This is a genomic window from Limimaricola litoreus (assembly GCF_024159025.1).
Lineage (GTDB): Bacteria > Pseudomonadota > Alphaproteobacteria > Rhodobacterales > Rhodobacteraceae > Limimaricola > Limimaricola litoreus.
Genome location: NZ_JAMYXC010000036.1, coordinates 1 through 10,123 on the forward strand (window position 1 = coordinate 1; position 10,123 = coordinate 10,123).

Sequence of the window (10,123 nt, forward strand, 5' to 3'; positions counted from 1 at the left end):
AAAGTGCCGCAGCGCCACGATGCACAGCGAGACCGGCGTCGTGCCCTGCGCATAGAGGCGGCGCAGCAGCGCCGCGATCTGCGGCGCGCGCCCCTCGGCCACGACGGCGAGCAGCGCATCCGTCTCGGCCTCGGTCGAGCGGGGGGCCACGGCGGTGATGTCGGCGGCGGTGGTCGGGCTGGCGTCGCCATGCTTGTAGAGGCCGAGCTTTTCCACGGTCATGCGCAGAGCACCGGGATCGAGGGCGCGGGCCAGTTCCGCCAGAAGCGTCCTCCCGTCGAGATCGGGCTCGGGCACAGCGGCTGCGGCGAGCATGGCGGCGATCTCCTCGGGCCCCGGCGGGTCGTCATAGATGCCGATCGAAACCACGAGGGGGCGCGCCTCGAACAGCTTGCGCAGCGCCGATTTCGCGGCGAGCTGCCCGGCAGTGGCGAGGATCTGCGCATCGCCCGGCACCCAGTCCTTCAACGCAGTATCGAACAGCGGGGCCAGCCCGTCGGTCGCGCCCTCGACGAAGACCACGCGGGGGCCGGGGAAGAAGCCCTGCGCCTTCACTGCGTCGAGCAGCGCCGCCCCGTCGCGGCGCAGATCGGCGGCGGGCAGGCGGCTGAGCCGCATCTCGGCCTCGGCCTCGGGGCCGGCGAGCCTGGCGATCAGCTCCTTGCGCTTTTGCGCCACGCGCATCGCGTCCTCGCCCCAGATCAGGACACCCGCCACCTTGGGGTCGGGCTGGCGCAAGAACGCCGCTGCATCGCGGGTCGAGAGCTTCATTCGGGCAGCTGCAGCGCCAGCAGCCGGGTCATGATCCGGTCGCCCAGCAGGATGGCCAGCCGTTCGCGCGCGTCGCGCGCGGCCGCCTCGGAGGCGACGGTGCCCAGCGTGGCCGAATAGCCGGCAAAATCGGACACCGTGCCCTGCGCCAGATCCGTATCGGCGCCTCGCGCGCGGAGCCTGTATTCGGCGCGGCCCAGCAGCCTGTAGCGCAGCACCGCGCCATCGGCGCTGATCGCGGCCTGCTCGACCTCTTCGGAGATGTCGAGCGACAGCACATAGCGCGGCTCTGCCGCCGGGCCGAGCCGGTCGAGCAGGCGGGCGCGCAGCAGGTAGCCCGCAAAGGTCGCAGGGGTCTCGACGCGCACCATGCCGCGCAGCCGCGCGGCATCGCCCCCGGGCCCGTAGGCCGGGGTGAAGCCGCAGCCGCCCAACGCCAGAGCGCCCAGCAGCACGGCCCGGCGGCCTGGCTCAGACGACCACATTGACGATCCGGCCCGGCACCACGATGAGCTTCTTCGGGGCGCCGCCGTCGAGCGCCTTCGCCACGGCCTCGTCTGCCAGCACCAGCGCCTCGATCTCGGCCTTCTCCATCGCCTTCGGCACCGAGATCTCGGAGCGGCGCTTGCCGTTGATCTGGATCGGCAGGGTGACGCTGTCCTCGACGAGGAGGCGCTCCTCGGCCACGGGCCAGGGCGTGTTGGCCACGAAGCCGGTCCCGCCCAGAAGCGTCCAGATCTCCTCCGCGAGATGCGGGGTCATGGGCGACATCAGCTGCGCCAGAACCTTCGCGGCCTCGCGTCGCGCGCCTGCGCTCGCCTTCGATTTCGCCAGGACGGAGGTGAAGGCATAGAGCTTGGCGATCGCGGCGTTGAAGCCAAAGCTTTCGAGCCCCAGCGTCACGTCGCGGATCGTGCGGTGCAGCTGGCGCATCAGCTCCTCGTCGGCGCCCGCATCACCGCCCTCGGCCTCGGCGGCCTCGGCAGCGATGCGCCAGACGCGGGCGAGGTGCTTGTGCGCGGCCTCGGCACCCGAGGCGGTCCACTCGACATCACGCTCGGGCGGGCTGTCGGAGAGCACGAACCAGCGCGCCGTGTCGGCGCCGTATTGCGCGAGGATCGCGTCGGGATCGACGACGTTCTTCTTGGATTTCGACATCTTGGCCGAGGGGATGATCTCGACCTTTTCGCCCGTGTCCTTCAGCGCGCCGTTCTCGACGCTTTCGGGCAGGTGATAGACCGGGCGGCCATTCGCGTCGCGCGTCTGGTAGATCTCGTGCGTGACCATGCCTTGGGTGAAGAGCGCGTTGAACGGCTCGATCGCGCTCGCGGGCAGGTGGCCGGTCGCGTGCATCGCACGGGCGAAGAAGCGCGAGTAGAGCAGGTGTAGAATCGCGTGCTCGATGCCGCCGATGTACTGGTCGACGTTCATCCAGTACTCGGCCTCGGCCAGATCGGTCGGCGTTTCGGCGCGGGGCGAGGTGAAGCGCGCGTAGTACCACGAGCTGTCGACGAAGGTGTCCATCGTGTCGGTCTCGCGGCGGGCGTCCTTGCCGCAGCGCGGGCAGGGGGCGTCGCGCCATGTCGGATGCCGGTCGAGCGGGTTGCCCGGCACGTCGAAGCTCACGTCGTCGGGCAGGCGAACCGGCAGGTTCTCCTTCTTTTCGGGCACGGCGCCGCAATCCTCGCAATGCACGATGGGGATCGGGGTGCCCCAGTAGCGCTGGCGGCTCAGGCCCCAGTCGCGCAGGCGGAAGCGGGTCACGCCGCGCCCCACGCCATTGGCCTCGCAGAAATCGATGGCGGCATCGATCGCCTGTTCGCCGGTCTGCTCGGTCTCGCCCGCGAAGCCCTTGATGTAGATCACCAGCTCGGTCTTGGGCGGCACGTAGGCCGCGCCGCCATCCTCGGCCAGCGCCTGCCCGTCGTCCTGGGCGGGGGCGAAGGTGGAGATCACCGGGAGTGCGTATTTGCGCGCGAAGTCGAGGTCGCGCTGGTCGTGGCCCGGGCAGCCGAAGATCGCCCCGGTGCCGTAATCCATCAGCACGAAATTGGCGATCCAGACGGGCAGTTCGCGGCCCTGGTCGAAGGGATGGCGCGCCCTGAGGCCGGTGTCGAAGCCCAGCTTCTCGCCGGTCTCCAGCGCCTCTTCGGTGGTGCCGCCGCGCCGCGCCTCGGCGCAGAAGGCGGCGACGTCCTCGCGCTCGGCCTCGAGGCTGCGCGCCAGCGGGTGATCGGGCGAGATGCCGATGAAGCTCGCGCCCAGAAGCGTGTCGGGCCGGGTGGTGTAGACCTCGACCCGGTCGAACCCATGCGTCTCCTCGGTCAGGCCGAAGGCCATTTCCAGCCCCCGCGAACGGCCGATCCAGTTGGCCTGCATCAGCTTGACCTTGGTGGGCCAGTCGTCGAGCCCGTCGAGCGCCGAGAGCAGCTCCTCGGAATATTCCGAGATCTTGAAGAACCACTGCGTCAGCTCGCGCCGTTCGACCTCGGCGCCGGAGCGCCAGCCCTTGCCGTCGATCACCTGCTCGTTGGCGAGCACGGTCATGTCCACGGGGTCCCAGTTCACCACCGCGTTCTTGCGGTAGACGAGGCCCTTTTCCAGCATGTCGATGAAGAGCGCCTGCTGCTGGCCGTAATACTCCGGATCGCAGGTCGCGAATTCGCGGCTCCAGTCGATCGACAGGCCCAGCGGCTTCATCTGCGCACGCATGTCGGCGATGTTGTTGTAGGTCCACTCCTTCGGGTGGCCCCCGCTCGCCATGGCGGCGTTCTCGGCTGGCATGCCAAAGGCGTCCCAACCCATCGGGTGCAGCACGTTGTGCCCCGTGGCCAGCTTGTGACGCGCGATCACGTCGCCCATCGTGTAGTTGCGCACATGGCCCATGTGGATCCGCCCCGAGGGGTAGGGGAACATCTCCAGCACGTAGTATTTCGGCTTGTCGGCGCTGCGCCGCGCGGTGAAGAGGCCCGCCTCGTCCCAGGCGGCCTGCCATTTGGCTTCGATCTCGGCGGCGGTGTAGCGCGACATGTGTGGTCCCTCGGATGGTCTGGCACGGCTCGGATCGGGCCGCTCGGCCCGCTGGCGGTGATACTGCACATCGATCCGCTGTGCCACTCCCGCACGCGCAATTGCCGCCCCGCAAAAGCGAAGGGCGGCCCCGAAGGACCGCCCCTGCCTGATGTCGTGATCCGAAAGGATCAGAACTCGAAGGAGACCTCGACGGTGGTACCTTCCTGGTACTCGGGATCGCCGATCTCGTCCTCGGAGTCGCGGTCGTCGTCCTCGGCGTAGGAGACGAGCAGCTGCGCGCCTTCGGCCAGATCGTAGGTGCCAGCGACGTAGTAGTCGTCGCCCGCGTCGGAAACGCCGGCGTAGGCGTTCAGGCCCATGCCGAAGTCGTAGCCGGCTTCGATCGCCCAGTCCTCGTCGCCTTCACGAACTTCTTCGTAGGCGGTGGTGACGGTGAGCGCGCCCGAGACGTAGTCGGCCGCGACGCCGAAGCTGTCGCCATCGTCATCCGACTCGGAGACGTAGAAGGCGCCGAGGGTGACGGGGCCGATCGGGTAGGCAACTTCGATGCCGGTCGAGGACTCGGAGTCGCCCGAGGCGTCTTCTTCGCGGGCATAGGCCACGTCGACGTCAGCACCGGCGAAAGCCGCGCCGACCGAGATGCCGAAGATCTGGTTCGGGTTGAAGTCGTCGCCGCCGAAGTCGAAGTCGCGCTCTTCTTCCTGGTAGGCTGCGCTCATCTGGAACGCGCCGATGGTGCCAGCCACGCCGACCGAGTACTGGTCGAGGGTGTCGCCGGAGCCGTCGAGGCCGGTGGTGTCACCGTCGAAGGTGTCGTCCACGAGGGCCGAAACCGAGACGTCGAGGCCGTAGGCCATGAAGTCGCCGCGCAGCACGGTCTCGCCGTCGGTTTCGGAAAAGCCGTCATGGGCCATTTCCGAAACGCCGTCCCAGCGCAGGTTGGCGGCCATGTCGGTGTCGCCGAAGAACAGGGCGGCGGTCTCGGAGGTCAGCGACAGCACGAAGCCTTCGGCGAAGATGTCGCCTTCGAGCTGGTTGTCGACGACGTCGGAGGTCACGGTCGCGGCAGCGACGAGGCCGTTGTCGAGCTCTTGCGACATGGTGATGCCGAGCTCACCGCTCCAGTAGAAGCCGGTGTCTTCATCACCAACGGTGAGGTTGCCGGCGGCGTCTTCGTCACCGTCGAGAGCTTCGGTGTCGTTGTAGCCGAGCACGGCTTCGCCGGAGAAGCTGATTTCAGCGGCGGCAGCGCCGGCAAAGGCCACGATCGAGGCCGAGGCGAGCAGGATGCGTTTCATGATATTCCCTCGTATTTGCATTCCCGAGAATGCCAGTCGAGCCAGCATTGAGGTTTTCATTGCGCAGGGGGGGCTTCACACTCAAGAAGATTGGCTTGGGCCCAAGGTCCTGCCCCAGAATTGATGCAACCGGGTCACACAGCCGCCAACCGGCCCGAATGGCCCCCGCAGGAGACACGCATGTCGCTCGACCGGATCAGAAACGGCGTCGCCGCCGCGGCGCGCAAGGCGGGCCGCGACCCCGCCGGGATCACTCTCATCGCCGTCTCGAAGATGCAGCCCGAGGCGCGGGTGCTGCCTGTTTTGCAGGCCGGACAGCGCGTGTTCGGCGAGAATCGGGTGCAGGAGGCGCAGTCGCGCTGGGGCGCGCTCGCGCCGCGGTTCGACGGCGTCCAGATCCACGTGATCGGACCGCTGCAGACCAACAAGGCCCGCGCCGCGATGGAGATCGCCCATGCGATCCACTCGCTCGATCGCCCGAAGCTGGCCGAGACGCTGGCCCGGCTGGCGCAGGAGCGCGGCGCCTGCCCGGAGCTCTTCGTGCAGGTCAACACAGGCCGGGAATCGCAAAAGGCGGGCGTTCTACCCGAGGACGCGGATGGATTCGTGGCGCGCTGCCGCGATCTCGACCTGCCGGTGGCGGGGCTGATGTGCATTCCCCCCAGCCACGAGGATCCGGCGGCACATTTCGACATGCTGCGCGAGATGGCCGCGCGCAACGGGCTCTCGGGGCTGTCGATGGGCATGAGCGGCGATTACGAGACCGCCATCGCCCATGGCGCCACCCATGTGCGGGTCGGCTCCGCGATCTTCGGCGCGCGCGACTAAGCCGGTGTCATGGCGGGGGCGCGCCGCTCGCGAATCGGCAGATGCACGATCGCCGAAAGCGCGCCCACCCCGACGCCGATCCACCACACCGCCTCGTAGCTGCCATAGGCGTCGTACATCCGCCCCCCGAGCCAGACGCCCATGAAGCTGCCCAGCTGGTGCGAAAAGAAGACGATGCCATAAAGCGTGCCCATGTAGCGCAGCCCGTAGAGATGCGCGACGAGGCCCGAGGTGAGCGGCACGGTGGCAAGCCACAGGCTGCCCATCACGCCCGAGAAGATCAGCACCGTCGCGGGCGTCATCGGCGTCAGGATGAACCACGCCGCCGCGATGGTCCGGCCCGTGTAGATCCCCGCCAGCAGGTATTTCTTGCTGTAGCGCTTGCCCGCCCAGCCCGCCGCGATGGTGCCCGCGATATTGGCCAGCCCGATGATCGAGATGGCGACGGCGCCAAGCCCCGCGGTGGTGGTGATTCCCATCGAGGCCAGCACGCTGCCCGCGGCGATCGGCGCGCAGATCTCGGTCACGAAGGCCGGGAAATGCGCGGTGATGAAGGCCAGCTGGTAGCCGCAGGAGAAGAAGCCGAGGAAGATCAGCGCATAGGAGGGATCGCGCGCCGCCCGGCCCAGCACGCGCGCCATGCTCTCCTGCAGCTCCGCCGTGGAGGCCGGGGCGGGGGAGCGCATCATCGGCAGGGCCAGGAGCGTGGCCAGAATCATCCCCGCGAAGACGAGGAACACCGATTGCCACGTCATGTAGCCCAGCAGGATCTCGGCCAGCGGCGCGCCGAAGACCTGCCCCGCCGATCCCGCCGCCGTCGCCACGGCGAGCGCCATGGAGCGGTTGTCGTCGGAGGCGGCGCGGCCCACCACGGCTAGGATCACGCCGAAACCGGTGCCCGCGATGCCAAAGCCCACGAGGATCTCCAGCATCTGGTGCTGGATCGGCAGGCTCGCGCCCGACGACAGGATCAGCCCCGCCGCATAGGCCAGCGCGCCCAGCACGATCGCCTTGCGGTCGCCCAGCTTCTCGGCCATCGCCGCGAAAAGCGGCTGGCCGATACCCCAGGCAAGGTTCTGGATCGCGATGGCGAGGGAGAACTCCGCCCGCGGCCAGCCGAATTCCTCGGCGATCGGGATCTGGAACACGCCAAAGCTCGCGCGGATGGCGAAACCGGTCATCACGATGATGCATCCGGCGATCAGGACGGGGGTGAAGAGCGGCTGGCGTGTCATGCGCGATCTAGATGCTGGCGGCCAAGCCCTGTCAACGCATGCGTGTGCAGGGGGCGTCGTCGGGGGCATGCTTGTCCCGCCCGCTCAGAGCTTCGGCGCCATGTCCCACAGGTAGAGCAAATCGGTGATCTCGGCCTGCCCGATCCGCTCGGCACGGCGCTCGGCCAAGCGCGCGCCTGTGGCCTCGTAGAATCGGCAGGCGCGGTCGTTCCCCTCCAGCACCATCGCCGAGAGCCGCCCCGGCGCGGGTCCGAGGGCGGCGGCAAAAAGCGCGCGGCCCAGGCCCCGCCCCTGCGCCGCGCGGGTGAGGTAGAGCGCGTAAAGCTCCGTGGCGACGCCGCGCGCCGCCAGCGCCGCCTCGCGCTGCGGACCGACTTGGGCAAAACCGGCCCCCGGCGCGATCATGACGCGGCATGTCCCCTTGGCGATCTGCTGCTCCCATTGCCGCAACCGCAGCGCCCGGTCGTAGCGCGCGATCTCCTCGGCGGGCACGAGGCCGGTATAGGTCTCGTCCCAGCAGGTCACATGCAGCGCGGCCAGGTCGGCCACGTCGTCGGGCAGGGCGGGACGGATCTCCATGGGCAGGAGACTGGGCGGCGCGTGCCGCCTTTGCAATGCGCGAACCGGCGGCTATGTCGCCTCACCATGAGCATCGAAGAAGCCTATCGCGCGCGCATCGCCCAGGGCGCGCTGACCCCCGACCCGGCGCAGGAGGCGGTTCTGCCCGCGCTCGACCGCGTCGCCCGCGACCTTGCCCGCCAGCCCGAGCCGCAGCGCGGTGGCTGGTTTCGCAAGCCTAAGCCGCCGGAGCCGGTGCAGGGTCTCTATCTCTGGGGCGGGGTCGGACGCGGCAAGTCGATGCTGATGGACCTGCTCCACGACGAGGTCGAGGTGCCCAAGGCCCGCTGGCATTTCCACGCCTTCATGCAGCGCGTCCATGCCGACATGAACAAGGCCCGCGCGCGCGGCGTCGACGACGCCATCGCCCCGGTGGCCGAGGATCTGGCGGGCGAGCTGCGATTCCTTGCCTTCGATGAGATGCAGATCACCGACATCACCGATGCGATGATCGTGGGGCGGCTGTTCGAAAAGCTGTTCGAGCTGGGCGTCACCATCGTCACCACCTCGAACCGGGTGCCGGACGACCTCTACAAGGACGGCCTGAACCGGCAGCTCTTCACCCCCTTCATCGACAAGCTGAAGGCGCGGATGGAGGTGCTGGAGCTGGCCAGCCCCACCGACCACCGGCAGGGGCGGCTCAAGGGCTCGGAAAGCTGGATCATGCCCAATGATTCGAGCGCGCGTGCCAAGCTCGACGCGATCTGGGAGGGTCTGGCAGGCAACGCGGGCGGTGAGCCGCTGGTGCTGCAGGTCTCGGGCCGCGAGGTGACGATCCCCGAGTTTCGCAACGGCATCGCGCGCGCCGGCTTTCACGAGCTGTGCGGCCGCCCGCTCGGGGCCGCGGATTACCTCGCGCTGGCCGAGCAGGTGAAGATCCTGATGATTGACGGCATCCCGCGGCTGTCGCGCTCGAACTTCAACGAGGCCAAGCGCTTCGTCACGCTGGTCGATGCGCTCTACGAGGCCAGGACGCGGCTCGTCGCCTCCGCCGCGGCGGCACCGGCCTATCTCTACGTCGAGGGCGAGGGCAGCTTCGAGTTCGAGCGCACGGCAAGCCGGCTCGAGGAGATGCAGGCCGAAGGCTGGGGCCGAAGCTGAGATGAGAGGGCCGAGACGGGCTGGTTTGGAGGGAATGGAAGGGGGCCGCTTCCCAGGGCCCCCTTCGGTCTTGCCTGCTGTGTCTGCCTCGAAGGTCCCGATCTTGTCCGCCGGGATCCCTCTATCGTTCTCCTGACCCCAAATGGTCAGCCGGGGCGCGGGGGGTCAACCGAGGGGAGAGGTTCCGTAACGTCCTGAACGTACTGGGTGAAACCTCTGTCGTTACGTCATTTTACCTGTCGCGGAGGCAGCCGGGCGGGCACGATAACCGGCAGCGTCGTGATGACGCGACGTCTTTTTGGCAGGGGAGCGCCCGAGCCTAGCGGGTGCGCTCCGACAGCAGAATGTTTTGCCGGCAATCGGGGTTGACCGGTTCCGGCGTGGCCAGAAGCGGCGTGGACCATGGAATCGTCGATTCTGTCACGAATCGGCCGTCGACGCAGATGTCCTGCCCGCCGTTGCCGGCGTTGAAGCCAAAGCCCGGAGTTCCGCAATCCGAAACGCCGCCATCGGCGTTCCAGGCCTGGAACACGCCCATGCCGGGCATGAGAAATCGCATCTCCCGGGGGGCGAAATTCAGCATCCAGCTCGTCTCGGGCGTCAGCGCCGCGAGGCTCCAGCTGCCAAGGCGCTCTCCCTCGTGCCATCCGGTAATCTCGAAGCCGGTCACATCCGCCTCATCGAGGCGGGGGGCATCGAGCAGCGCGTCGGGAAAGCGCATCGTACCGGTCATCGAATAGCCCGCCGCACCCTGCCAACAGAAATACAGCTCGACCGCCTGGGCGGGCAGGGCGAGAAGCGCGGCCAGCGCCGCGATCGGCACCGGCCCGCGCCTCATCCGTTTTCGCGCAAGACGTGGCCCGCAAGATAGAGCGAGCCGCAGATCAGGATGCGGGGCGAAGGCGCCTGTGCGGTGATCTCGCCGATCGCCTGCGCGACGTCACCGGCCTGCGTCACGGTTTCAAAGCCCGCCGCCCGGGCCGCGCGGGCGGTTTCGGCGGCGGGAACGGTGTTGGCCTCATCGGGGATCGAGACCGCGTGCAGCGCCTGCGCCGCGCCTGCGAGCGGGCGCAGGTAGCCCGCGATGTCCTTGGTGTTGAGCATGCCGCAGACGAGGTGGGTCGGGCGCGCCGGCAGCTCGCCCAGGCTGCGCGCCAGCGCGGCACCCGCCGCCGGGTTGTGCCCGCCGTCGAGCCACAGCTCGGCCCCGCCCGCCAGATCGACCAGCGGACCCTGCGT

10 protein-coding genes are annotated in these 10,123 nt (G+C 68.7%); 2 read left to right on the forward strand and 8 right to left on the reverse strand.

Going from position 1 to position 10,123, the window contains the following annotated elements:
* The 4 genes from NHG85_RS02825 to NHG85_RS02840 form a co-directional block, all read right to left on the reverse strand.
* Nucleotides 1-771 (reverse strand): DNA polymerase III subunit delta (locus tag NHG85_RS02825; protein ID WP_253329628.1); only part of this gene is annotated, 771 nt, incomplete at its 3' end.
* Nucleotides 768-1,226 carry an LPS assembly lipoprotein LptE gene (gene lptE / locus NHG85_RS02830; protein ID WP_253329630.1) on the reverse strand — a complete coding sequence of 153 codons (459 nt, stop codon included), beginning with the start codon at nucleotides 1,224-1,226 and terminating at the stop codon, nucleotides 768-770. The genes lptE and NHG85_RS02825, both read right to left, overlap by 4 nt.
* A gap of 16 nt (nucleotides 1,227-1,242) precedes the next feature.
* Nucleotides 1,243-3,801 carry a leucine--tRNA ligase gene (gene leuS, locus NHG85_RS02835; RefSeq protein ID WP_253329632.1) on the reverse strand — a complete coding sequence of 853 codons (2,559 nt, stop codon included), beginning with the start codon at nucleotides 3,799-3,801 and terminating at the stop codon, nucleotides 1,243-1,245.
* A gap of 170 nt (nucleotides 3,802-3,971) precedes the next feature.
* Complete coding sequence (locus NHG85_RS02840) at nucleotides 3,972-5,102, reverse strand: porin (protein ID WP_253329635.1); 1,131 nt, start codon at nucleotides 5,100-5,102, stop codon at nucleotides 3,972-3,974.
* A 180-nt stretch (nucleotides 5,103-5,282) separates the two neighbouring features.
* On the opposite strand from NHG85_RS02840, the gene NHG85_RS02845 reads away from it, so the two are divergent.
* On the forward strand, nucleotides 5,283-5,930 hold the full coding sequence (locus NHG85_RS02845) for a YggS family pyridoxal phosphate-dependent enzyme (RefSeq protein WP_253329637.1): 648 nt from the start codon (nucleotides 5,283-5,285) through the stop codon (nucleotides 5,928-5,930).
* Here NHG85_RS02845 and NHG85_RS02850 read toward each other — a convergent pair.
* Nucleotides 5,927-7,165, reverse strand: a complete 1,239-nt coding sequence (locus tag NHG85_RS02850; RefSeq protein WP_253329639.1) for an MFS transporter — start codon at nucleotides 7,163-7,165, stop codon at nucleotides 5,927-5,929. The two genes, NHG85_RS02845 and NHG85_RS02850, sit on opposite strands and share 4 nt — an antisense overlap.
* 84 nt (nucleotides 7,166-7,249) lie before the next feature.
* Complete coding sequence (locus NHG85_RS02855) at nucleotides 7,250-7,744, reverse strand: GNAT family N-acetyltransferase (RefSeq protein WP_253329641.1); 495 nt, start codon at nucleotides 7,742-7,744, stop codon at nucleotides 7,250-7,252.
* A gap of 66 nt (nucleotides 7,745-7,810) precedes the next feature.
* On the opposite strand from NHG85_RS02855, the gene zapE reads away from it, so the two are divergent.
* On the forward strand, nucleotides 7,811-8,884 hold the full coding sequence (gene zapE / locus NHG85_RS02860; protein ID WP_253329643.1) for a cell division protein ZapE: 1,074 nt from the start codon (nucleotides 7,811-7,813) through the stop codon (nucleotides 8,882-8,884).
* A gap of 319 nt (nucleotides 8,885-9,203) precedes the next feature.
* Here the strand turns inward: zapE and NHG85_RS02865 are convergent, their stop codons facing one another.
* Both NHG85_RS02865 and NHG85_RS02870 read right to left on the reverse strand, forming a co-directional pair.
* Entirely contained in the window at nucleotides 9,204-9,722 is a 519-nt protein-coding gene (locus tag NHG85_RS02865) for a hypothetical protein (RefSeq protein ID WP_253329645.1), read from the reverse strand.
* Nucleotides 9,719-10,123: glutamate ligase domain-containing protein (locus NHG85_RS02870; protein WP_440339628.1), on the reverse strand; the 405-nt coding region annotated here is incomplete at its 5' end. The genes NHG85_RS02870 and NHG85_RS02865, both read right to left, overlap by 4 nt.

What these genes read in the sequence shown, in the direction of transcription:
- leuS (WP_253329632.1), bottom strand. Translation starts at nt 3,801, where the DNA reads ATGTCGCGCTACACCGCCGCCGAGATCGAAGCCAAATGGCAGGCCGCC.
- NHG85_RS02840 (WP_253329635.1), bottom strand. Translation starts at nt 5,102, where the DNA reads ATGAAACGCATCCTGCTCGCCTCGGCCTCGATCGTGGCCTTTGCCGGC.
- NHG85_RS02845 (WP_253329637.1), top strand. Translation starts at nt 5,283, where the DNA reads ATGTCGCTCGACCGGATCAGAAACGGCGTCGCCGCCGCGGCGCGCAAG.
- NHG85_RS02850 (WP_253329639.1), bottom strand. Translation starts at nt 7,165, where the DNA reads ATGACACGCCAGCCGCTCTTCACCCCCGTCCTGATCGCCGGATGCATC.
- NHG85_RS02855 (WP_253329641.1), bottom strand. Translation starts at nt 7,744, where the DNA reads ATGGAGATCCGTCCCGCCCTGCCCGACGACGTGGCCGACCTGGCCGCG.
- zapE (WP_253329643.1), top strand. Translation starts at nt 7,811, where the DNA reads ATGAGCATCGAAGAAGCCTATCGCGCGCGCATCGCCCAGGGCGCGCTG.
- NHG85_RS02865 (WP_253329645.1), bottom strand. Translation starts at nt 9,722, where the DNA reads ATGAGGCGCGGGCCGGTGCCGATCGCGGCGCTGGCCGCGCTTCTCGCC.